This is a genomic window from Niveibacterium terrae (assembly GCF_048213115.1).
Taxonomy (GTDB): Bacteria; Pseudomonadota; Gammaproteobacteria; order Burkholderiales; family Rhodocyclaceae; genus Niveibacterium; species Niveibacterium terrae.
This window is the reverse complement of record NZ_CP172404.1, coordinates 3,788,798-3,811,144: the sequence shown is the minus strand read 5'-3', so window position 1 is coordinate 3,811,144 and position 22,347 is coordinate 3,788,798. Positions and strand designations below refer to the sequence as shown.

At 64.3% G+C, this 22,347-nt stretch carries 17 protein-coding genes; 9 read left to right on the top strand and 8 right to left on the bottom strand.

The features are described from left to right. The first annotated feature begins 86 nt into the window (after window positions 1-86). Window positions 87-1,094: an ABC transporter substrate-binding protein gene (locus ACHFB9_RS17465; protein ID WP_417068790.1), complete on the top strand. Its 1,008-nt coding sequence runs from the start codon at window positions 87-89 to the stop codon at window positions 1,092-1,094. 169 nt (window positions 1,095-1,263) lie between these two features. Here the strand turns inward: ACHFB9_RS17465 and yjfF are convergent, their stop codons facing one another. The 7 genes from yjfF to ACHFB9_RS17430 all read right to left on the bottom strand — a co-directional run bounded on the left by yjfF (window position 1,264) and on the right by ACHFB9_RS17430 (window position 9,938). Continuing rightward, window positions 1,264-2,256 carry a galactofuranose ABC transporter, permease protein YjfF gene (gene yjfF / locus ACHFB9_RS17460; RefSeq protein ID WP_417068789.1) on the bottom strand — a complete coding sequence of 331 codons (993 nt, stop codon included), beginning with the start codon at window positions 2,254-2,256 and terminating at the stop codon, window positions 1,264-1,266. Continuing rightward, window positions 2,256-3,323 carry an ABC transporter permease gene (locus tag ACHFB9_RS17455; RefSeq protein ID WP_417068788.1) on the bottom strand — a complete coding sequence of 356 codons (1,068 nt, stop codon included), beginning with the start codon at window positions 3,321-3,323 and terminating at the stop codon, window positions 2,256-2,258. The genes yjfF and ACHFB9_RS17455 overlap by 1 nt, the downstream gene beginning before the upstream one ends. Then, entirely contained in the window at window positions 3,320-4,843 is a 1,524-nt protein-coding gene (locus ACHFB9_RS17450) for a sugar ABC transporter ATP-binding protein (RefSeq protein ID WP_417068787.1), read from the bottom strand. Before ACHFB9_RS17450 ends, ACHFB9_RS17455 begins: the two co-directional genes overlap by 4 nt. Before the next feature lie 87 nt (window positions 4,844-4,930). After that, window positions 4,931-5,890 (bottom strand): ABC transporter substrate-binding protein, encoded by a 960-nt coding sequence (locus ACHFB9_RS17445; protein WP_417068786.1) that lies wholly within the window; start codon window positions 5,888-5,890, stop codon window positions 4,931-4,933. A gap of 155 nt (window positions 5,891-6,045) precedes the next feature. Further along, the gene (gene araA / locus ACHFB9_RS17440) at window positions 6,046-7,539 is read right to left on the bottom strand and encodes an L-arabinose isomerase (protein WP_417068785.1); all 1,494 of its coding nucleotides are present in this window, start codon (window positions 7,537-7,539) and stop codon (window positions 6,046-6,048) included. Window positions 7,540-7,567: 28 nt separating this feature from the next. Beyond that, the gene (locus ACHFB9_RS17435; RefSeq protein WP_417068784.1) at window positions 7,568-8,269 is read right to left on the bottom strand and encodes an L-ribulose-5-phosphate 4-epimerase; all 702 of its coding nucleotides are present in this window, start codon (window positions 8,267-8,269) and stop codon (window positions 7,568-7,570) included. A gap of 1 nt (window position 8,270) precedes the next feature. Beyond that, window positions 8,271-9,938, bottom strand: a complete 1,668-nt coding sequence (locus ACHFB9_RS17430; protein WP_417068783.1) for a ribulokinase — start codon at window positions 9,936-9,938, stop codon at window positions 8,271-8,273. 328 nt (window positions 9,939-10,266) lie between these two features. Here ACHFB9_RS17430 and ACHFB9_RS17425 point away from each other — a divergent pair, with 328 nt between their 5' ends. The 5 genes from ACHFB9_RS17425 (at window position 10,267) to ACHFB9_RS17405 (ending at window position 15,762) form a co-directional block, all read left to right on the top strand. Next, window positions 10,267-11,244, top strand: a complete 978-nt coding sequence (locus ACHFB9_RS17425; RefSeq protein WP_417068782.1) for an arabinose ABC transporter substrate-binding protein — start codon at window positions 10,267-10,269, stop codon at window positions 11,242-11,244. An 87-nt stretch (window positions 11,245-11,331) separates the two neighbouring features. Further along, complete coding sequence (gene araG, locus ACHFB9_RS17420) at window positions 11,332-12,849, top strand: L-arabinose ABC transporter ATP-binding protein AraG (protein ID WP_417068781.1); 1,518 nt, start codon at window positions 11,332-11,334, stop codon at window positions 12,847-12,849. A 12-nt stretch (window positions 12,850-12,861) separates the two neighbouring features. After that, entirely contained in the window at window positions 12,862-13,860 is a 999-nt protein-coding gene (gene araH / locus ACHFB9_RS17415; protein ID WP_417068780.1) for an L-arabinose ABC transporter permease AraH, read from the top strand. A 127-nt stretch (window positions 13,861-13,987) separates the two neighbouring features. Beyond that, window positions 13,988-14,935: an arabinose operon transcriptional regulator AraC gene (araC, locus tag ACHFB9_RS17410; RefSeq protein ID WP_417068779.1), complete on the top strand. Its 948-nt coding sequence runs from the start codon at window positions 13,988-13,990 to the stop codon at window positions 14,933-14,935. A 2-nt stretch (window positions 14,936-14,937) separates the two neighbouring features. Further along, entirely contained in the window at window positions 14,938-15,762 is an 825-nt protein-coding gene (locus ACHFB9_RS17405) for a pyridoxal phosphatase (RefSeq protein WP_417068778.1), read from the top strand. 63 nt (window positions 15,763-15,825) lie between these two features. On the opposite strand, the gene ACHFB9_RS17400 is transcribed toward ACHFB9_RS17405, so the two are convergent. Next, window positions 15,826-16,776: a hydrogen peroxide-inducible genes activator gene (locus ACHFB9_RS17400; RefSeq protein WP_417068777.1), complete on the bottom strand. Its 951-nt coding sequence runs from the start codon at window positions 16,774-16,776 to the stop codon at window positions 15,826-15,828. A gap of 275 nt (window positions 16,777-17,051) precedes the next feature. On the opposite strand from ACHFB9_RS17400, the gene ACHFB9_RS17395 reads away from it, so the two are divergent. From ACHFB9_RS17395 to ACHFB9_RS17385, 3 genes are all read left to right on the top strand, one after another. Continuing rightward, complete coding sequence (locus tag ACHFB9_RS17395; protein WP_417068776.1) at window positions 17,052-18,509, top strand: DegQ family serine endoprotease; 1,458 nt, start codon at window positions 17,052-17,054, stop codon at window positions 18,507-18,509. Between the two features lie 359 nt (window positions 18,510-18,868). Further along, window positions 18,869-20,122 (top strand): HlyD family efflux transporter periplasmic adaptor subunit, encoded by a 1,254-nt coding sequence (locus tag ACHFB9_RS17390; RefSeq protein WP_417068775.1) that lies wholly within the window; start codon window positions 18,869-18,871, stop codon window positions 20,120-20,122. A 61-nt stretch (window positions 20,123-20,183) separates the two neighbouring features. Continuing rightward, window positions 20,184-22,265: a peptidase domain-containing ABC transporter gene (locus tag ACHFB9_RS17385; RefSeq protein ID WP_417068774.1), complete on the top strand. Its 2,082-nt coding sequence runs from the start codon at window positions 20,184-20,186 to the stop codon at window positions 22,263-22,265. Window positions 22,266-22,347: the final 82 nt, after the last annotated feature.

Genomic DNA, 22,347 nt, shown 5'->3' with positions numbered 1-22,347 from the left:
CAAAATGCATGAATCATATTGGGATTGGTGGTTTATTCGGATTTCCCAATTTGTTTCGATGTTCGCGGTCGGCTCGACACAAGCTCATGGACAAGACTCTGGAACGGATCAAACTCTGCGCTCAAAAGCTGGCGCTGGCTTTGCTGCTGGCCTTCGCCGCCAGCGCCTGGGCGGGACCGAGGACGATCTTCATCGTCGAGAGCTACCACGAGGGGATGGTCTGGGATCACGACTACAAGCAGGCGCTCAGGCTCAAGCTGGCCGATCGTTACCGGATCACCGGCACCGCGCTGGACACGAAACGGCTCCCGGAATTTCGGCACCGGGAGATGGCGAACAAGGCGCTGGCGCAGATTCGCGAACAGCAACCGGCCCTTGTCGTGCTCGGCGACGATGCGGCGCTGAGGCTGGTGGGGCCAGACCTGGACAAGATGGGGATCCCCGGAGTCTATCTGGGCATCAACAACAACCCGCGCGCCTACGGCCCGTTCAAGAACATCACTGGCGTGCTGGAGCGTCCGCTGATGAAGCGCAACACGGTTCTGGTGCGAGAAATGCTGCCGGGCATTCGGAAGATCCTTGTGCTCTTTGACCGCAACGAGGCGTCGCGGGTGATCTTCCAGGAAACCTTCTCAGGACAGTCGAGCTACTCGATCGGCGGTGTGCAGGTCGAACTGAAGATGGTCGATTCGTTCGAGCGCTGGCAGCTCGCCGTATCAGGTGCTGCGCGCGAAGGCTACGGAGCGATCGTCGCCGGTCTCTATCAGTCCTTGCTCGGCCGCGATGGACAAGTCACCGATGAGAATCAGGTGATCAGCTGGACTTCGGCGAACACGCCCGTGCCTCTGTTCGGTTTCTGGGATTTCCAGGTCGGGGCCGACAAGGCAATCGGTGGCCTGGTCTTGAATGCGACTCATCAGGGTGAAGCAGCAGCCCGGCTGATCGAGCAGATCCTCGAGCACGGAACCGCTCCGTCCGCGATCTTCCCCTACACGGCTCCACAGGGCGAATACCTGTTCAGCCGAACCCAGCTCAAACGCTTCAAACTTCAGCTTCCCGCCGACGTCGCCCGGCGCGCCCACTTCGTCGGCTGAGACGCCGTCAGCGCTAATAGACCGCATTTTGGGCCTCGTCGCGGATGGACGGGGCGATCACGCGGATCTTGTCCGGACAGATCCGGCTGGCGTCCTCGGCGGCGTCAACGAAAAGCCCCCGCTTTCGCGGGGGCGACTGACTCCGGCTGGCGAAAGAGCCGGTCCCGGCTCAGGCCGGGCTGGCGCTCAGCGAGCGCTTGCCGCTTCGCTCCAGCAGCCTTTGCAGCAGACAGAAGGCGCAGAGCAGCACGCCGACCGCGATCCGTGTCCACCACGAGCTCAGTGTGCCGTCGAAAGTGATCAGCGACTGGATCACGCCGAGGATCAGCACGCCGACCAGCGAGCCGGCGACATAGCCGACGCCCCCGGTCAGCAGCGTTCCGCCGATCACGACGGCCGCGATCGCGTCGAGCTCCATGCCCTGGGCGTGCAGGCCATAGCCGGAGAGCATGTAGAAGGTCATCACGACGCCGGCCAGCGCCGAGCACAGACCGCTGAAGGTGTAGACGAGGATCTTGGTTCGCCCGACCGGCAGGCCCATCAGCAGCGCCGAACGCTCGCTGCCGCCCATCGCATAGACGGTTCGGCCGAAGCGCGTGTACTGGGCGAGGAAGACGCCCAGCGCGACCATCGCGAACGCGATCACGACGTTGATCGAGATGAAGTTCTCGCCCCACAGCGGAATCTTGTAGTGGGCGATCGCGGTGTAGGTCGGATCGGTGATCGAGATCGAGTCGATGCTGATCACATAGCAGAGGCCGCGCGCGAGGAACATGCCGCCCAAGGTGACGATGAAGGGCTGGAGTTTGAAGAAATGGATCAGGCAGCCCATCAAGGCGCCGAAAGCGGCGCCGATCGCGAGGCACAGCGGGATCACCGCGAACGCGCTCCAGTGGTGATGCTCGACCAGAGAGGCCGAGATCATCGTCGTCAGCGCGAGGGTGGAGCCGACCGAGAGGTCGATGCCGCCGGTCAGGATCACCAGGCTCATTCCGACCGCGATGATGATCAGGAAGGCATTGTCGATCAGCAGGTTCAGGAAGACCTGGGACGACAGAAAGCCCGTGTAGGCGACGGCGCCGTAGCCGAACATCAGCACGAAGAGCAGGCTGGTGATCGCGAGCGGCAGCAGAGCCGGGTTGAAACGGTGAGCGCGGTTCATCAGCGCGCCTCCTCTTTGCGGAACAGGGACAGGAGCCGGCGGCGGAAACTCTCGGACTGGATCAGGCAGACCGCGATCACGACGATGGACTTGACGACCATGTTGATCTCGGGCGGCACGCCCAGCGAGTAGATCGCATAGGTCAGCGTCTGGATGATCAGTGCGCCGATCAGACTGCCGGCCAGGCTGAAACGACCTCCGTCGAGCGAAGTGCCGCCCAGCGTCACGGCGAGGATCGCGTCCATCTCCATCGCGAGGCCGGCGTTGTTGCCGTCGGCGCTCTTGACGTTGGACGCGACGATCAGCCCGGCGATCGCGGCGCAGGCGCCGCAGAACGCATAGACCATCATCAGGATCCGCCGGGCGCCCAGACCCGCGAAGCGCGCCGCGATCGGGTTGATGCCGACCGCTTCGATGAAGAGGCCCAGCGCGGTCTTGTGCACCATCAGCAGCATCGCGATCGCGACCGCGGCGACGATGTACAGCGCCACCGGCAGGCCCAGCAGGAAGCCGTTGCCGATCACGAAGAAGGGCTCGTAATAGACCGTCGTGATCTGCCCGCCGGTGATCAGCTGGGCGACTCCGCGCCCGGCGACCATCAGGATCAGCGTTGCGACGATAGGCTGCATGCCCGCGCCGGCGACCAGAGCGCCGTTCCACAGGCCGCAGGCGATGCCCGCGCCGATCGCGGCGATGATCGCGAGCGCCATCGGCGTGTTTGAGACATAGACCGGGTTGCCGTGGTCGATGATCAGCGTTCCGCCGATCAGGGTCGCGGCGACCGCGCCGCAGATCGCGACGACCGCGCCGACCGAGATGTCGATGCCCCGCGTCGCGATGACCGGAGTCATGCCGATCGCGATCAGCATCAACGGGGAGGCGCGGTTGACGATGTCGATCAGCGCGCCGTATAGGTGGCCGGACTTCACGGTGATGCTGAAGAAGTTCGGATTGAACCAGGCGTTGACCGCGAGCATCAGCAGCAGGGTCATCACCGGCCAGAACAGCCGGTGACGGGACAGCGCCGGAAGGCGTATCGCTTGTGTGTTCATCGTGATGGCTTTCATGATTCGGCTCCCGCGATCATCCGGAACACGTCCTGTTCGCTGGTGCCGGCGCCCTTGAGTTCGCCGACCTTGCGGCGGTCGCGCAGCACGGCGATGCGGTCGGAGACGCGCAGCACCTCGGCCATTTCGGACGAGATGAAGAGGATGGCCAGACCCTTGCGACACTGGGCCTTGACGAGGTCCATGATCTCCAGCTTCGCGGCGACGTCGATGCCGCGCGTCGGTTCATCGAGGATCAGCATCTTCGGTTCGGTGGCGAGCCAGCGTGCCAGCAATGCCTTTTGCTGGTTGCCGCCGGAGAGCTGACCGATCGGTTTTTCGGCGTCCGGCGTGCGGATCCCGAGCTGGGCGATGAAGTGGTTGGCGATCTCGGTCTGCTTCTTGCGCGACAGGAAGCGGAAGATGCCGCGCTTGGCCTGCAGCGCGAGGATGATGTTCTCGCGTATCGACAGCTCGGCGACGATGCCCTCGGTCTTGCGGTCCTCGGGACAGAAGCCGATTCCGGCCGCGATCGCATCGCTGGGGCTGCGGAACTGGCGCGTCTTGCCGCCCGTCTCGATATTGCCCGAGTCGGCGCGGTCGATGCCGAACAACAGCCTCGCGGTCTCGGTGCGCCCGGAGCCAAGCAGGCCGCCCAGGCCCAGAACCCGTCCCGGTTTCATCTCCAGGTCGAGAGGCTGGACCGAGCCGTGGCGGCCCAGAGCGTGGGTTGCGAGCAGAGTCTCGGTCGGCTCGTCCAGCGCGGACTCGCCTTCGGCGCGGGCGAAGGCGCTTTCGTCGATCGCGCGGCCGACCATCTTTTCGATCAGCGCGAGGCGGGGCAGATCTTCGGGCAGATATTCGCCGACCAGCGCGCCGTTCCTGAGTACGGTGATCCGGTCCGAGATCGCATAGGTCTGGTCGAGAAAGTGGGTAACGAAGAGGATCGCGATGCCTTTGGCCTTCAGGCCGCGCAGCGCGGTGAAGAGCCGCTCGACTTCATCCTCGTCGAGGCTGGAGGTCGGTTCGTCGAGCACCAGGATCGATGCGTCGGTGCCCAGCGCGCGGGCGATCGCGACCATCTGCTGGATCGCGACCGGGTAGCTCGCCAGAGGCAGGCGCACATCGATGTCGACGTTCAGCGCCGCAAGAGCCTCTGAGGCATCTCGCTCGAGCTTCTTCCAGTCGATCATGCCGTGGCGCAGCGGGAAGCGACCGATGAAGATGTTCTCGGCGACCGACAGGTTGGGGCACAGGTTGATTTCTTGATAGACGGTACTGATGCCCAGATCCTGGGCTTGCTGTACCGAAGTGGGTGAGATGGGTTTTCCGGCAAGGAGGATCTCGCCGGCATCGGCCGGGTCGACTCCGGTCAGCGCCTTGATCAGCGTCGACTTCCCGGCTCCGTTCTGCCCCATCAGGGCGTGGACTTCTCCGGGGAAAAGCCTCAGGCCCGCCTTGTCGAGAGCCTTGACTCCAGGAAAGCGCTTGTCGATGCCGCGCAATTCCAGAACCGGCACCGCAGCGGTGGAATCCGTCATGTTCGTTCTCGCTATGCAGAGCCGCACCCCGCGCACCGGGCGGGCCGGGGCGGGGGCGGAAAAAGCGGACGGGTGTCCGCAGGAGACTCAGTACTTGCGGTTCGGGAATTCCTTGGCCGCGACGCTTTGCGGATAGACCGATTCCTTGGTCACGATGCGCTTGGGCAGGCTCTTGCCGGCGACGACATCGCGGACCGCGTCCATCAGTTGCGGGCCAAGCAGCGGATTGCATTCAACTGTCACGTTGAGCTTGCCGGCGATCATCGCTTCGAACGCGCCCTTGACGCCATCGACCGAGATGATCGTGATGTCTTTTCCGGGCTTCATGCCGGCTTCCTCGATGGCCTGGATCGCACCGATCGCCATGTCGTCATTGTGCGCATAGAGCACGTTGATCTTCTTGCCCTCGGCCTTCAGGAAGGCTTCCATGACTTCCTTGCCCTTGGCGCGGGTGAAGTCGCCGGTCTGCGAGCGGATCACCTTGAAGCGGGGTTGGGCCTTGATGACTTCCTCGAAGCCCTTCTTGCGGTCGATGGCCGGAGCGGAACCGACCGTGCCCTGGAGTTCGACGATGTTGACGTTGCCCTGGGCCTTGTAGTTGTCGAGCAGCCAGTGACCGGCGCGGCGCCCTTCCTCGACGAAGTCCGAACCCATGAAGGTCACATAGAGCGAGTCATCCTTGACGCTGACGGCCCGGTCAGTGAGGATCACCGGGATCTTCGCGGCCTTGGCTTCCTTCAGTACCGTCTCCCAGCCCGACTCGACGACCGGCGAGAACGCGATCACATCGACTTTTTGGGCGATGAAGGAGCGGATCGCCTTGATCTGGTTTTCCTGCTTTTGCTGGGCGTCCGAGAACTTCAGCGTGATGCCGGCCTTGGCGGCCGAAGTCTTGATCGACTGCGTATTGGCCGTGCGCCATTCGCTCTCGGCGCCGACCTGGGCGAAACCGAGCGTGATCTTCTTGTCAGCGGCCAGTGCTCCTGTGGCTCCCCCCAGAACCAGCGCGCCAGCCAGGGCGAGTGCACAACGTCTGTTGATGTTCATGAAGCTGTCTCCTTTGATGTGCCGGCCTGTATCGCGGGGCCGGACTCCGCTTGCTCGTTGACGGACCGGGTCCGTGAGCAATTCTTTTCCGGACGGACGCTCTGTGGCGCCTCAAGTCCGCGGCGACACACCGAAGTGTGTCGTCCTCCTTTGGGTCAGCGATAGGCTAGCTCGTTCCAGCGCAGCGTGTCGCGGAAACTGTTGATGCGCGTGTCGGCGTCGATCGTCAGGCATTCGATCCCGGTCATCCCCGCGTAGATGCGCAGCCACTCAGCGTCGACCGCCTGCGCGAAGACCGCGTGGTGAGCGCCCCCGGCGTGTATCCAGGCTTCGGCCGAGACTTCGAGGCTGGGGCGGCACTTCCAGAGCGCGCGGGCGACCGGCAGCTGGGGCAGATCGTGGGGCGGTGCGATTACGTCGAGTTCGCTGACGATCAGCCGGAAGCGGTTGCCCATGTCGATCAGGCTCGCATTGACGGCTGGACCGGCTTTCGCGGTGAAGATCAGCCGCGCCGGGTCTTCCTTGCCGCCTATCGACAGCGGCAGCACTTCGAGCCTCGGCTTCGCCTCGGCGGCGATGGACGGGCAGACTTCGAGCATGTGCGCGCCGATCACGAGGTCGCCGTCGGGCGAGAAGTGATACGTATAGTCCTCCATGAAGGACGTGCCACCGGCGAGGCCTGCGCTCATGACCTTGACCGTGCGCAGCAGCGCTGCGGTCTTCCAGTCGCCTTCGGCACCGAAGCCGTAGCCCTGTTGCATCAGGCGCTGGACCGCGAGGCCGGGAAGCTGTTTGAGGCCATGCAGGTCTTCAAACGTGGTCGTGAAGGCGCCGAAGCCGCCCCGCTCGAGGAAGCGCTTCAGCCCCAGCTCGATCCGCGCCGAATCGACGAGCTTGGCGCGGCCTGCCCCTCCCGCGCGCACCGCGTCGCCGAGCGTGTAGAGCGTTTCGTACTCCTCGACGAGCTGCGCGATGTCGGCTTCGCTGACCGAATCGACGACCTTGACCAGATCGCCCAGACCGTAGCCGCTGACCGTGTAGCCGAAGCGGATCTGCGCTTCGACCTTGTCGCCCTCGGTGACCGCGACATCGCGCATGTTGTCGCCGAAGCGCGCGATCTTCAGCGTCCGGCTGTCCGCCAGCGCCGCGGAAATCCTCATCCAGCGGGCGATCTTCGCGAGCGCCGCGGGGTTCTTCCAGTGACCGACGACGACTTCGTAGTGCTTGCGCAGCCGGGCGCCGATGAAGCCGAACTCGCGGCCGCCGTGTGCGGTCTGGTTCAGGTTCATGAAGTCCATGTCCATCGTGCTCCACGGCACTTCGGCATTGAACTGGGTGTGGAACTGCAGGAAGGGTTTGTCGAGCACGGAGAGGCCGGCGATCCACATCTTCGCCGGCGAGAAGGTGTGCATCCAGGTCACGATGCCGACGCAGTCGGCGGCGTTGTTCGCATCGCGGCAGACCGCGAGGATCTCGTCGGCGGTCTTGACGGTGGGCTTCAGGACCAGCCGGATCGGCAGGCTGCCGCTCGCGTTGAGGCCATCGACGAGTTTCGCGGCGTTGTCGGCGACCTGTTGTAGGGTCTTGGGGCCATAGAGGAACTGGCTGCCGACGACGAACCAGACTTCGCGCTTGTTGAACTGTTCCACTTTCTGTCCTTCCGTTTCCAGAGTTGGTCTAGCGCGAGCCGCCCTGCCCGTAATAGGCATTGGCGCCATGCTTGCGCAGGTAGTGTTTGTCGAGCAGGTAATCCGGGATCGGCGCCTGCTGCGGGTTCAGGGAGAGGGTCAGCCAGGCCATCCGGGCAACCTCTTCGAGCACGACGGCGTTGTGCACCGCCTCGTCGGGACTCTTGCCCCATGCGAACGGCGCGTGTTCATTGACCAAGATCCCGGGCATCGCGAGCGGATCGGTCTCTCCCATCGTCTCGACGATGACAAGGCCGGTGTTGCGCTCGTAGTCGCCCTCGACTTCGGCGGCGGACAGGGGCCGCGCGCACGGTATCGCGCCGTGGAAATAGTCGGCGTGCGTCGTGCCGAAGGCCGGGATGGCCCGCCCCGCCTGCGCCCAGGCGGTCGCATGGGTCGAGTGGGTATGGACGATGCCGCCCAGGGGGGGCCAGCGCCGGTACAGCTCGAGATGGGTCGCGGTGTCCGAGGACGGGCGCAGGCTTCCTTCGACCGTGTTGCCGTCGAGGTCGAGCACGACGATGTCGGTCGCGACCATGTCCTCGTAGCGCACGCCGCTGGGCTTGATCGCGATCAGGCCCTCTTTCCTGTCTATGCCGCTGACGTTGCCCCAGGTGAAGGTGACGAGGCCGTGCCGGGGCAGGGCCAGGTTCGCTTCGAGCACCGCTTCGCGCAGCTCACGGATGCTCATCTCAGGCCTCCGCGCCGTAGAGCGGTTCGAGCGCCTCGCCCCAGCGCCGGTAGCGTTGGTAGAGCGCCTCGTAGCGGGCGACCTGATCGGGGCGCGGTTGATAGATGCGTTCGACCGGGCTCGCCATCGCGCGCTGAGCGCTGGCGACGTCCTTGTGTGCTCCGGCGGCGACCGCGGCGAAGATCGCGGCGCCCAGCGCGCAGCACTGGTCGGACGCGACGACTTCGATCGGGCGGTTCATCACGTCGGCGCAGATCTGCATCACAGTCGGTGACTTGCGGGCGATGCCGCCCAGGGTGCGGACCCGTTCGACCGGAACCTGTTGATCGATGAAGCACTCCATGATCGCGCGGGCGCCGCAGGCGGTCGAGGCGATCAGGCCGCCGAAGAGCTCGGGTGCGTCGCTGCCCAGGTTGATGTCGCCGATCACGCCCTTGAGCCTCTGGTTCGCATAAGGCGTGCGCCGACCGTTGAACCAGTCGAGCACCAGAGGAGCGGGGGCGCTGTCCATCCGCTTTGCCCAGGCTTCGGTCAGCGTCGGCAGCAACTGGTTTTCGAAGTCATTCAGCGTCGCCGCGAATTCGGGGTGCTGCTCGGCCAGGGCCTGCAGCGGCCAGCCGAGCAGGCGGCCGAACCACGCATAGATGTCGCCGAAGGCGGACTGGCCGGCTTCGAGGCCGATCCGGCCCGGTACGACGCTGCCGTCGACCTGGCCGCAGATGCCGCTGATCGTCTTTTCGCCGATCTGCCCGGCCGGGGCGGTCAGGATGTCGCAGGTCGAGGTGCCGATCACCTTGACCAGTGTGTAGTCGTCGGCGCCGGCGCCGACCGCGCCCATGTGGCAGTCGAAAGCGCCTCCGGCGATCCACGCTCCGACCGGAACGCCGAAGCGCTTCGCCCACTCCCCGGTCAGCCGGCCGACCGGCTTGTCGGCGGTCCAGGTGTCGCCGAAGGGCATCGCGAAGAAGTTCTCGGCCAGAGTCGGGTCGAGTTCGGCGATGAAGCTCTTGGGCGGCAAGCCGCCCCAGGACGGATGCCAGAGCAGCTTGTGGCCGGTCGCGCAACGTCCGCGCCTGATCTGTCCCGGAGCCGTCGTGCCTGAGAGCAGCGCCGGCACCCAGTCGGCCAGCTCGACCCAGCTCGCCGCGGCGGCCGCGACGCGCGGATCTTCGCGCGAGACGTGGGTCGCCTTGGCCCAGAACCATTCCGACGAATAGATGCCGCCGCTGTAGCGGGTGTAATCGGTGTGGACTCCGTCATGGCAGAGGCGGTTGATCTCCTCGGCCTCGGCGATCGCGGTGTGGTCCTTCCAGAGCACGAACATCGCGTTCGGGTTTTCGGCGAACTCCGGTTTGAGTGCGAGCACAGTGCCGTCCGCATCGACCGGAGCCGGCGTCGAGCCGGTCGTGTCGACACCGAAGCCGACGACGGCTCCGGCCAGCTCGCCCAGGCTCGCGACGACGCTGCGAACTGCCTCCTCCATCGCTTCGATGTAGTCGAGGGGGTGGTGGCGGAAACGGTTAGCCCGGGCATCCGAGTAGCGCTGATCGCGCCAGCGCGGGTAAAGGCTGACGTGGGTGGCGAGTTCGCTGCCGTCCGCACAGTCCACCGCCAAGGCTCTGACCGAATCGCTGCCGAAATCCAGCCCGATCACCAACTGTCTGCTCATTCTTCTTCTCCTCCGCTGCGGGGCGTATCGGGGCGGACGATAGGGAAGGACGATGCGGGGACGTCAGGCGGGAATCGCTGAAAGCATGGACGGATCGGTCGTCATGCATATTCCCTTGCGTGCCGCAATGGATCATCCTGTTGCGGATCGCCGAAGATATGGACGAATCGGTCGGCAAAGTTTTCCGGCTTAAACGTCTTCACTATGATCGACCGTGGATTCAGAAGGACCGCGCCACGCCACGCGGGGCCGCTCAAAGGGAGCGGGTGAATCCGAAAAAGTGACTGCCAGAAGGCAGCGAACGGCGAAACCAAAGGAGATATGTGTGATGAAAAGTGTAGGCAAGACGTTCTTGCTGGCGGGCCTGGTCGCCTCGACGCTCGGATCCGCATGGGCTGCAGAAAAACTCGGTTATCTGGTCAAGCAACCGGAGGAACCGTGGTTCCAGACCGAATGGGCTTTCGCCGACAAGACCGGCAAGGCGCTCGGGGTCGAAATCATCAAGATCGCGGTGCCCGATGGCGAGAAGACGCTCAATGCGATCGACACGCTGGCTGCCAGCGGTGCGAAAGGCTTCGTGATCTGTACCCCCGACCCCAAGCTCGGGCCGGCGATCGTGGCCAAGGCGAAGAGCCACGGGCTCAAGGTCATCGCAGTCGATGACCAGTTCGTCAATGCGAAGGGCCAGCCGATGACCGAAGTACCGCTGGTCATGATGGCGGCGACGAAGATCGGCGAGCGTCAGGGCAACGAGCTGTGGGCCGAGATGAAGAAACGCGGCTGGAAGCCGGCGGAAACCGCCGCTCTGGCGATCACCGCGAACGAGCTCGACACCGCCCGCCGGCGCACCGACGGTTCGATGGCCGCGCTGAAGAAGGCCGGTTTCCCGGCCGCCCAGATCTATACGGTTCCGACCAAGAGCAATGACATCCCCGGTGCGCTCGATGCGGCGAACTCGATGCTCGTTCAGCACCCGAACGTCAAGCATTGGCTCGTGATCGGCATGAACGACAACACCGTGCTCGGCGGCGTTCGCGCGACCGAAGGTCAGGGCTTCAAGGCCGAGAACGTGATCGGCATCGGCATCAACGGCGTCGATGCAGTCAACGAGCTGTCCAAGTCCAAGCCGACCGGTTTCTACGGTTCGCTGCTGCCCAGCCCGGACGTCCACGGTTCCAAGACCGTGCAGATGCTCCATGCCTGGGTTGCCAAGGGGGTTGCTCCGGCCAAGTTCACCGAAGTCACCGACGCGGTGCTGATCACCCGTGCGAACTTCAAGGTCGAGTTGAAGAAGAAGGGCCTTTGACGCGTGCGGCCGCCGGGAGGCGGCCGTTTCTGTCTGCTCCGGCAGGAAGATATCTTCCTGCCGGGTTTCATCACGCGGAGAAGGACCATGAACGAATCCAAGCCCTATCTGCAGTTCTGCGGTGTCGGCAAACGCTTTCCAGGGGTCAAGGCACTCCAGGACATCAGTTTTGACTGTTTCGAAGGCAGCGTCCATGCCTTGATCGGCGAGAACGGCGCCGGCAAGTCGACGCTGCTGAAAATCCTCAGCGGCAACTACACGCCGAGCAGCGGCGAAGTCCGGATCGCCGGCAAGGCGGTTCATTTCGGCAGCGCGACCGACGCGCTGCTCAGCGGCGTCGCGATCATCTATCAGGAACTGCACCTGGTTCCGGAGATGAGCGTCGCTGAGAACATCTATATCGGCCAGCTGCCGACCCGCCTCGGCGTCGTCGATCGTGCCGCGCTGCGCGAAGCCGCGCAGCGCCAGCTCGACCGCTTGGGTATCGCGATCGACCCGGACACGCCGCTGAAGAGTCTGTCGATCGGCCAGTGGCAGATGGTCGAGATCGCGAAGGCGCTGACTCGCAATGCGAAGATCATCGCCTTCGACGAACCGACCAGCAGCCTGTCGGCGCGCGAGATCGAGCAGCTCTTCCGCGTGATCCGCGAGTTGCGCGACGCCGGCCATGTGATCCTCTATGTGTCGCACCGGATGGAAGAGATCTTCCAGATCTGCGACCGGATCACGGTCTTCAAGGACGGCCGTCATGTGCGGACCGTCGATGAGGTCGCCTCGGTCAAGCATTCCGATCTGGTCCAGGCGATGGTCGGTCGCGACATCGGCGACATCTATGGCTATTCGCCGCGCCCGCACGGAGCGCTTCGCCTCGACGTCCGCGGTCTGCGCGCGCCCGGTCTGCGCGCGGCGGCCGATCTGCAGGTCCATGCCGGCGAGATCGTAGGTCTGTTCGGTCTGGTCGGCGCGGGTCGATCCGAGCTGATGCGTGCGATCTTCGGCGCCTCGACGATCCAGGGCGGCAGCATCCGGATCGACGGGGAGGGCGCGCGGATGCGCAGCCCGATCGATGCGATCGACTCCGGCGTGATGCTCTGTCCGGAGGACCGCAAGGCCGACGGCATCGTGCCTATCCACTCGGTCCAGGACAACATCAACATCAGTGCCCGGCGCCACCGCTTGCGTGCCGGAATGCTGATCGATGACGGCTGGGAAGAAGCCAACGCGCAGAAGATGATCAAGTGGCTGGGTGTGCGCACGCCCGGACCCGAGCAGCTGATGATGAATCTGTCCGGGGGCAATCAACAGAAGGTGATCCTGGGGCGCTGGCTGTGCCAGCAGATGAAAGTGATCCTGCTCGACGAGCCGACCCGCGGCATCGACGTCGGTGCGAAGAACGAGATCTATCAGGTCATCTACGACCTGGCTCGCGACGGCGTCGCGGTGCTCTTCGCGTCCAGCGATCTGCCCGAAGTGCTGGGCCTCGCCGATCGCATCGTCGTGATGAGGGAAGGCGTGATTGTCGGTGAGCTCACCCACGACGAGGCGACCGAAGCCCGTGCCCTGAGTCTGGCCATGCTGCGCGAAGGCGCGGCGGCCGCAGCGTAAGAGGTAAACGCAATGACTGAATCAAGCCATATCGAAACCGGCGCGATCGCCGCCGAGAGTGAAAAGACACAGAGCTCCCTGGGTTACGTCTGGGACAAGTACGGCATGCTGGTGGTTTTCGTCGTGCTCTTCGTGCTGTGCAGCGTGTTCGTTCCCAACTTCTTCACCGCGGTGAACATGCGCGGCCTCGGGCTCGCCGTGTCGCTGGCCGGCATGGTCAGCTGCGGCATGCTGTTCTGTCTTGCTTCCGGCGACTTCGACCTCTCGGTTGCGTCGGTGATCGCGTGTTCGGGCGTCGCGGCGGCGGTCGTGATCAACCTCTCGGAGAGCGTCACGATCGGCATCTTCGCCGGACTCGCGGTGGGCCTCGTGTTCGGCTTCCTGAACGGCGTTGTCGTCGCGAAGCTGAAGATCAACGCGCTGATCACGACGCTGGCGAGCATGCAAATCGTCCGCGGTCTCGCCTACATCATCTCGGACGGCAAGGCGGTCGGCATCGCTCAGGAAGACTTTTTCCTGCTCGGCAACTCGGAGTTCCTCGGCATTCCCGCGCCGGTCTGGATCACGCTGGCCTGCTTCGCGATCTTCGGCTTCCTGATGAGCCGGACCGTGTTCGGCCGCAACACGCTGGCCATCGGTGGCAACGAGGATGCGGCGCGCCTCGCCGGCGTCAATGTCGTCCGCACGAAGATCGCGATCTTCACGCTGTCCGGCGTCGTGTCGGCCTTTGCCGGCATCGTGCTCGCGTCCCGGATGACCAGCGGCCAGCCGATGACTTCGATCGGTTTCGAGATGACCGCGATCTCGTCCTGCGTGCTCGGTGGCGTTTCGCTCAAGGGCGGGATTGGCAAGATCTTCTTCGTCGTCGCCGGCGTGCTGATCCTCGGAACCGTCGAGAACGCGATGAACCTGCTCAACATCTCGCCTTTCGCGCAGTACGTCGTGCGTGGCCTGATCCTGCTCGCCGCGGTGATCTTCGACCGCTACAAGCAGCAGGCGAAAGCAGCCTGATCACCCGTGTTTGCGGGCGCGGTGGCACCGGGTCTCGCCCCTTCCCCAAGGGGACGCAAGCCCTGACCACCCCCGGGGTTTGCGTTTCCTGGTGCCGCCGCGTCCCGCCTTTCTTGGGAAAGCGTTCATGTTCGATCACGACACCAAGCAGCAACTCAATCCTCTCCTGCCAGGCTACTCGTTCAACATGTACCTGGTTGCGGGGATCACGCCGATCACCGAGAACGGGCCGCTCGACTTCCTGATCGACCGGCCGGACGGGATGAAGGGCTTCATCATCAACATGACGATCAAGGGCCAGGGCAAGGTCTTCGACGGTGATGACGCCTTCTACTGCAACCCCGGCGACCTGTTGCTCTTCGCGCCGCATTCGGCTCACCACTACGGTCGGGCGCCGTGCTCCCCGAACTGGTATCACCGCTGGGTCTATTTCCGGCCCCGCGCCTACTGGAACAACTGGCTCGCCTGGCACGACCAGGTGCGCACGGTCGGGCGTCTGACGCTGCCGAACCGGGCGCTGTTCAACGAGTTCGACGAACTCTTCCAGCAGATCGACCAGACCCATCGCGGCGGCAAGCGCACGTCCGAGGAGCTTGCGATCAACCTGCTCGAACGCCTGTTGATCCGCTGCTACGAGGAGACGCCGGAGAACCTGCCCAAGCCAATCGATCCACGCATCCTCGAAACCTGCCATTTCCTGTCGCGCAACCTGGCCGATGACATCAGCCTCGACGAGGTCGCGCGCCACGCTTGTCTGTCGCCGTCGCGGCTCGCCCATCTGTTCCGCTCCGAGATGGGGGTCAACATCCTGAAGTGGCGCGAGGATCAGCGCATCATCCTCGCCAAGCACCTGCTGCTGAGCACGCGCACCCCGGTGTCCAGCGTCTCCGAGATCGTCGGCTACGAGGACCAGCTCTACTTTTCGCGCGTCTTTCGCAAGCGGGTCGGAATCAGTCCGAGCGGCTATCGAAAATCCAGCGACTCCGGGCCGCAGGCGCTGTTCGATCCGCAGCTGACCGGCCATATCACCGATCTCGAACAGGATGAGCACAACGAACAGCTGCAGCGAGGCTGATCGTGAGCTACCGTCTGCTGGCGCTTGACCTCGACGGCACGCTGCTCGACAGCCGTCTCGCAATCCGCCCCGATGCGATCGAAGCGATCGCCGCGGTGCGCCGCCGCGGCCTGGGCGTGCTGTTGGTGACCGGGCGTCACCACATCGCGACCGCGCCCTACCATGCCCAGCTGAATCTGGACCTGCCGGCAATCTGCTGCAACGGCACCTATCTGTATGACTTCCGGACCGGTCGGGCCGAGATGGCCAATCCTCTGACCCGGACCCAGGCCCTGCTGCTGTTGCGCAAGATCCGCCAGAGTGGAGTTCACGCGCTGATGAACGTCGACGACGAGATCGCCTACGAGCGCAGCGAAGCGCATCTGGCGCGGCTGCTGGCCTGGGCCGAGACCCTGCCGCCGGCGCTGCGCCCGGACTTTGAATGGGTCGCCAGCTTCGAGAACACCGCGATCCAGGCTTCGACGATCTGGAAGTTCGTGTTGAGCGCCGAGGACAGGGAGCCGCTCAGGCGCATCGTCGATGAGATCGACCGCGAGATCGGTTTGAGCTGTGCGTGGTCGGGCGAGAACCGCGTCGACATCGCGCAGAGCGGCAACAGCAAGGGCGCGCTGCTCGAACGCTGGCTCGCGTTGCGCGGCATCGCGCCGTCCGAGGTGATCGCCTTCGGCGACAACGAGAACGATATCGGCATGCTCAGGCTGGCCGGCATGGGCATCGCGATGGGCAATGCGACGCCTGGCGTGGTGTCGGTTGCCGATCGCGTGACCGGAACCCACGACAGCAGCGCGATCGCCGATGTGCTGACCAGCCTCGTGCTCGCGAATTGAGTCCGTGCGGCGGATTGCCCCTGCGGGGCGAATCCTCCCTACCCTACTGCTCTGCTGGCCAGCTCAGGCGGCGCGGCGGCCGACGCGCAGCGTCCGGACTCCGGGCAGCTTGCTGTCGACGATCGCCTCGCGCAGCACGTCGATGATGCCGTTGCGCGGGTAGGTTACCCGCCAGGCCAGCGCGACGGTGCGGAAGGGTTCGGGCTCGGTGAAGGGCCTCACTTCGACCAGGGACTGGCTCTTCGCCAGCGGATCGGCCGCCGAGCAGGGCAGAACCGTGACACCGACGCCGGTCGCGACCATGTGGCGGATCGTCTCCAGTGAGCTGCCTTCCAGAGTCCGCTGCAGGCCCGTGCCGCTGCCGCCCGCATTGCCGCGCACGCAGCGGGGACAGACTTCGAGCACTTGATCGCGGAAGCAGTTTCCGGCGCCGAGCAGCAGCAGCGGCTCTTCGGCGAGGTGCTCGGCATCGACTTTCTTCTCGGCCGCCCAGGGGTGGCCGGAAGGTATCACGATGCGGAAAGGTTCCTCATAGGCCGCTTGGGCGACGACTCCGGGCTGATCGAGGGGGAGCGCGGCGATGATCACGTCGAGCTCGCCGCGTTTCAAGGATTCGAGCAGCCTGGCCGTGTAGTTTTCCTGGATGATCAGCGGCACTTTGGGCGCCCGCTCGTGCATCAGCGGGATCAGACTGGGCAGCAGGTAGGGGGCGATCGTGTAGATCACGCCCAGACGCAGAGGGCCGATCATCGGATCCTTGCCCGCTTCGGCGATCTCGCGGATCTGGCCCGCTTCGAGCAACACCTTCTCGGCCTGCTCGACGAGCGGCTCGCCGATCTCGGTCAGCTTGACGTCGGAGGCGCTGCGCTCGAACAGCATCACGCCCAGCTCATCTTCGAGCTTCTTGACCGCGACTGACAGGGTGGGCTGGCTGACGTTGCATTTCTCGGCCGCGCGGCCGAAATGGCGCTCGTGGGCGAGGGCGACGAGGTAGCGAAGATCGGTGAGGGTCACGATGGCGGGCCTGACACGGGAAACATCGATTGTATCGCCTGTCGATTCCTTGCACGCGGAGGGCGAAGGCGGGAGAGATGGGGGGCATTCGCCCGCAACGGACGCGGCAGCGATCCATTTTTTGTATTCCCTTGTATCACACGGGGAAAGGAAGGCTTGAAAAGTGCAACAGAGCTCCCCAGTTTGTAATCCCATGTAAACCGCCGGCTTGCCGGGCCGGCTTCTGCACCGATAATCGCCGATCATCCCTGTTCATGTACTCCGGAGGATTTTCCATGAAGATGACGCTTCCCCGCTCGCTGGTCCTGGCAGGCGTAGCCGCTGTCGCTTTTGCCGGCTGCCTGCAGGACGGACCCGGCGTATCGACCTCCCATGCCAGCGCCGTGCCCAGCGCGCCGGTCGCGCCGGTCATCAACCGTGCCGGCCTGCCGGACTTCTCGGCCCTGGTCGAGAAAGTGGGCCCCGCCGTCGTCAACATCAGCGTGACCAGCGTCCAGAAGCCCGCCGAGAACGAGGCCGGCATCGACGCGAACGATCCCTTCTTCGATTTCTTCCGCCGCTTCGGCATCCCGGTTCCGGGCATGCAGGGCGGACAGGCCCAGCCGCGGGTGACCCAGGGCGTCGGCTCGGGCTTCATCATCAGCCCCGACGGCTATGTGCTGACCAATACCCACGTCGTCGCCGGAGCGACCGAAGTGACGGTCAAGATGACCGACAAGCGCGAGTTCAAGGCCAAGGTGATCGGCTCGGATCAGCGCACCGACGTCGCGCTGATCAAGATCGACGGCAAGGATCTGCCGACCGTTCGGCTCGGCGACGCCGAACACGCGAAAGTCGGCGAATGGGTCATCGCGGTCGGCTCGCCCTTCGGCTTCGACAACACGGTGACGGCCGGCATCATCTCGGCCAAGTCGCGCCGTCTGCCCGATGAAACCTATGTGCCTTTCCTGCAGACCGACGTCGCGATCAACCCGGGCAATTCCGGTGGTCCGCTCTTCAACCTGAACGGTGACGTGATCGGCATCAACTCGCAGATCTACTCGCGCTCGGGCGGCTTCATGGGCATCTCTTTCGCGATCCCGATCGATGTCGCGATCCAGGTCAAGGATCAGCTGCAGAAGCACGGCAAGGTCACGCGTGGCCGTCTCGGCGTGCTGCTCCAGGAGTTCGACGACGATCTGGCGCAGAACTTCGGGCTCGCCAAGGCCAAAGGCGCGCTGGTCGCCCAGGTCGAGGCGGGCGGGCCTGCCGCCCATGCCGGCATCGAATCCGGTGACATCATCCTGTCGGTCGACGGCAAGCCGGTCGCCGATGTCGGCGATCTGCCGCGCCTGATCGGCGAACGTCATCCGGGCGAGAAGGTCAAGCTGGGGATCTGGCGCAACAAGGCCAACAAGGAGATCAGCGTCACTCTGGCCGAACAGACCGATGGCGTCGCGGCCGCTGTGCCCGGCACCAAGCCCGAGACGGGCAAGCTCGGCGCCGAGGTGCGGTCTCTGAGTTCGGCCGAAGCGAGCCAGCTGGGCGTGCCCGGAGGCCTCGTCATCGAGCGCGTCAGCGGAGTCGCCGCGAAGATCGGTCTGAAGCGCGGCGACGTGATCCTGGCGATCAACAACCAGCGCGTCACGACGCCCGCCGAGCTCAAAGCCCGGATCGACGCCGCGGGCGACCGCTTCGCGCTGCTGATCCAGCGCGGTAACCAGCGTCAGTTCATGACGATCCGGCTCAAATAAGTCCCTTTGCCGATTGCTGGCAGACGGCCCGCCTTGCGGGCCGTTTTTTTGCGTCTTCGCCCGCTACGCGCGACGGGGGCGGGGCGCGGATCCTGAGCACGCTCGCGCTGACCGATCCCGACTTGGCCGCAAGTGAAAGGCTTGGGGCGTGCGCACTAATTTTGTGAAATGATCACCAAAAGTGTGCTTGATTGCAATATATCTGATCGTTTTAGGTGTTTGGTTCTTATTTGTTGCGCGTCACCTTCTGTAATGAACTGTCACGCAATGTCATTGCGCCACAAGGCTTTTTGCTCCCTTATGGCGTTTTCATTTGCGGCCTAAGCATTTTCTGGCATGCCTGATGCATGGCTCTGGGCATGAGTTTGTTTCGCCCCGAAGCGCTGACCGCCCAGACCGACCGCCTGCATGGAGACATCATGCTGGCCCGGCCGCTGGCGGGCTGGGTGCTCGCCTGGGGGGCGGCGGCGGTCGCGGCGTCTATCCTCGCCTTCCTGTTTCTCGGTCACTACACGAAGCGGACCACCGCGACCGGCGTGCTGGTTCCGTTGGGCGGCGCGTTGCGGATCCTGGCCCCTGCGGCCGGAGTCGTCACCGAGCTGCGCGTCCATGAAGGCGAGTTCGTCCGCAAGGGTCAGGTTCTCGCGGTGCTCGCCGACGAGCGGCGGCTCGGCGCGGGTTCGGGCGAGCGGCTGGCCGACGTGTTGGAGCGCAGCTATGCGGACAAGAAGCTTTCCTTGCTGCGCGAGAAGGAAACCACCGCGCGGCTGACCCAGCAGTCCCGCGACGCGCTCATCCGGCGCCTCGCGCAGATGCACGTCGAGCTGCAGCAGGCCCAACGCGAGTCGGCGCTGATCCAGACCCGGATCGCCTATTCGCGGAAAAATGGCGAGCGCCAGCGGCAGCTGGCCGCTGCGCACTTCGTCAGCGAACAGGCGGTCCAGCAGACCGACGAAGAGCTGACCGATCTTCAGGCCCGGCTGGCCGGCGCCGAGCGCACCCGCTCGTCCCTGCTGCGCGAGATCGCCGCGAGCGAGGACGATCTGCGCCAATTGCCGACCCGCACCGAGAGCCAGCTCGCCGAGATCGACCGCAATCTCGCGACCTTGACCCAGGAAAACAGCGAAGCGGCCGCGCGCGACCGCTACGCGATCACCGCGCCGGCCGACGGCATCGTGACGAATCTGCTCGCCGAAGTCGGGCAGAGCGTCGGCAATCAACCGCTCGCGACGCTGCTGCCGGCGGGCGCCAAGCTCGAAGCCCAGCTCTTCCTGACCTCACGCGCGGTCGGCTTCGTCGAGCCGGGCCAGAACGTGCGGCTGCGCTACCAGGCCTATCCCTATCAGAAGTTCGGCCAATACAGCGGAATCGTCGCGACCGTGTCACGCAGCCAGCTCGCCGCGGCCGACCTGCCTCCGACTCTGCCCAATGTGCAGAACGCCGAAGGGCTTTACCGTATCTCGGTCCGCCTCGCGAAACAGCAGGTCAGCACCTACGGCAAGGCGACGCCCTTGACCGCCGGCATGCTGGTCGAGGCGGACATCGAACAGGACACGCGCAGGCTGATCGAGTGGGTCTTCGAGCCGCTTTACAGCCTAGGGGGAGCGCTTTGACCCCCATGCGGATTTTCCCTGCTCAGCCTGAAGAAACTCGAACACACCAGATCGTCGCGTAATGGCCTACCCCCTCCAAACCACCGCTTCTGAGTGTGGCCTCGCTTGTCTGGCTGGCGTCGCGTCGGATTTCGGCCACGAGGTCGAGCTCGCCGAATTGCGCGCGCGCTTCTCGCTGTCGCTTCGCGGCGCGACCTTGGCCGATCTGATGCAGATCGCGTCCGTCTTGGGCTTTGCGAGCCGCCCTCTGCGGCTGGAGCTGGACGAGCTGGATCAGCTCAAGACGCCGTGCATCCTGCACTGGGATTTGAACCACTTCGTCGTGCTGCTCAAGGCGACGGCGAAGGGAATCCTCATTCACGATCCGGCTCAGGGCGAACGGAAAGTTTCCTTGCGCGAGGCGAGCGAGCACTTCACCGGCGTCGCGCTGGAGCTGAGCCCATCCGATGGGTTCCGGCGTCAGAAAGCGCCTCCGCCGATCGGCTGGCGGCAGTTGGTCGGCCGCGCGGTCGGCTGGAAGCGCAGTCTCGCCCAGATGCTGCTGCTCGCCGCTGCGCTCGAAGTCTTCGCGCTGATCTCGCCCTTCTTCGTCCAGTGGATCGTCGATGGCGCGATCGTGTCCGGCGACAAGGATCTGCTGACGCTGCTGGGCCTGGGCTTCCTGCTCTTGCAACTGCTCACAATTGCTATAACTGCCGCACGGAGCTGGGTCATGCTCGCGCTGTCGACCCAGCTCAATGTGCAGTGGTCGGCACGGGTCATGGGCCATCTGATCCGGCTGCCGATGAAGTACTTCGAGACCCGCCACATCGGCGACATCGTTTCGCGCTTCCAGTCGCTGAACACGATCCAGCAGACGCTGACCGGCTCGCTCGTCGAAGCTCTGCTCGACGGCGTGTTCGCGGCGATGACCCTGGCGCTGATGTTCGTCTACAGCGCCAAGCTCGCCGTCGTCGCATTGGTCGCGATCGCGCTCTATGCGGTCTTGCGGATCGCGAGCTACGCGCCGCTACGACGCGCGAGTGGCGAATACCTCGCGATCTCGGCGCGCGAGCAGACGCACTTCCTCGAATCGCTGCGCGGCGTGCAGTCGGTCAAGCTCGGAGGCCAGGAGGAGAAGCGGCGAGCCAAGTGGCTTAACCTGTTGGTTCAGGCGACAAACCGCCACGTCAGCACCGCAAAAATGGCTATCGGATTTCGAACCATTAACTCCTTGCTCTTTAGTGCTGAAAGTTTGATCACACTGTGGTGGGGCGCGCTACTGGCGATGGACAACCTGCTGTCGGTCGGGATGCTGCTGGCCTTTATCTCGTACAAGGACTCGTTCTCGGGCCGGATGAGCGGCTTCATCGACAAGGCGATCGATCTGAGGATGCTGAACCTTCAGGTTGAACGGCTCGCCGACATCGTATTGACCAACCAGGAGAAACTCGACGGCAGTCTGCCGCTGGCGCTGGACACGGCGAGCCTGATCGAGACGAACATTGAATTCGAGGACGTCAGCTTTCGCTACGGCGAGCGCGAGCCCTGGGTGCTGCGCCATCTGAACCTGAAAATCGAAGCGGGCGAACACGTCGCGATTGTCGGCCCTTCCGGCTGCGGCAAGAGCACCTTGGTCAAGCTTCTGCTCGGTTTGGCCGAACCGAGCGAGGGGGTCATCAAGGTCGGCGGCCTGCCCTTGAGCCAGCTCGGCGCGGCGAACTGGCGCAAATTGCTCGGTGTCGTGATGCAGGACGACCAACTCTTCTCGGGATCGCTGCAGGACAACATCGCGAACTTCGACGACCGGATCGATCTCGCGCGGGTCCAGGCTTCGGCCGAGCTCGCCGCCGTCCATGAGGACATCGTCAAGATGCCTATGGGCTTTCATACGTTGATCGGCGACATGGGTTCCAGCCTGTCGGGCGGGCAGAAGCAAAGGCTGCTGCTGGCAAGGGCTCTTTATCGGCAACCGAAAGTGCTGGTGCTCGACGAGGCGACCAGCCACCTCGATGTCGCGCGCGAGCGCCTCGTCAATGACTCGATCGCCGGCCTCAGCCTGACCCGGATCAGCATTGCCCATAGGCCAGAAACTATAGCAATGGCAAATAGAATCATTAACCTTGAAAAGAAAATAGTATTGAGTGAGTTAACCGTCGCCTAATTTAGCAAGGAGGTGTTTGATATAAAAGAACCCACGCTTGATTATCTGAAATTTAATTGAATTGCATGCAAAATGCTGCATG

Coding starts and splice junctions, on each gene's coding strand:
- yjfF (WP_417068789.1), bottom strand. CDS start 2,256: ATGAACCGCGCTCACCGTTTCAACCCGGCTCTGCTGCCGCTCGCGATC.
- araG (WP_417068781.1), top strand. CDS start 11,332: ATGAACGAATCCAAGCCCTATCTGCAGTTCTGCGGTGTCGGCAAACGC.
- ACHFB9_RS17435 (WP_417068784.1), bottom strand. CDS start 8,269: ATGAGCATCCGTGAGCTGCGCGAAGCGGTGCTCGAAGCGAACCTGGCC.
- ACHFB9_RS17455 (WP_417068788.1), bottom strand. CDS start 3,323: ATGAAAGCCATCACGATGAACACACAAGCGATACGCCTTCCGGCGCTG.
- araC (WP_417068779.1), top strand. CDS start 13,988: ATGTTCGATCACGACACCAAGCAGCAACTCAATCCTCTCCTGCCAGGC.
- araH (WP_417068780.1), top strand. CDS start 12,862: ATGACTGAATCAAGCCATATCGAAACCGGCGCGATCGCCGCCGAGAGT.
- ACHFB9_RS17395 (WP_417068776.1), top strand. CDS start 17,052: ATGAAGATGACGCTTCCCCGCTCGCTGGTCCTGGCAGGCGTAGCCGCT.
- ACHFB9_RS17430 (WP_417068783.1), bottom strand. CDS start 9,938: ATGAGCAGACAGTTGGTGATCGGGCTGGATTTCGGCAGCGATTCGGTC.
- ACHFB9_RS17425 (WP_417068782.1), top strand. CDS start 10,267: ATGAAAAGTGTAGGCAAGACGTTCTTGCTGGCGGGCCTGGTCGCCTCG.
- ACHFB9_RS17385 (WP_417068774.1), top strand. CDS start 20,184: ATGGCCTACCCCCTCCAAACCACCGCTTCTGAGTGTGGCCTCGCTTGT.
- ACHFB9_RS17390 (WP_417068775.1), top strand. CDS start 18,869: ATGAGTTTGTTTCGCCCCGAAGCGCTGACCGCCCAGACCGACCGCCTG.
- ACHFB9_RS17450 (WP_417068787.1), bottom strand. CDS start 4,843: ATGACGGATTCCACCGCTGCGGTGCCGGTTCTGGAATTGCGCGGCATC.
- ACHFB9_RS17465 (WP_417068790.1), top strand. CDS start 87: ATGGACAAGACTCTGGAACGGATCAAACTCTGCGCTCAAAAGCTGGCG.
- ACHFB9_RS17445 (WP_417068786.1), bottom strand. CDS start 5,890: ATGAACATCAACAGACGTTGTGCACTCGCCCTGGCTGGCGCGCTGGTT.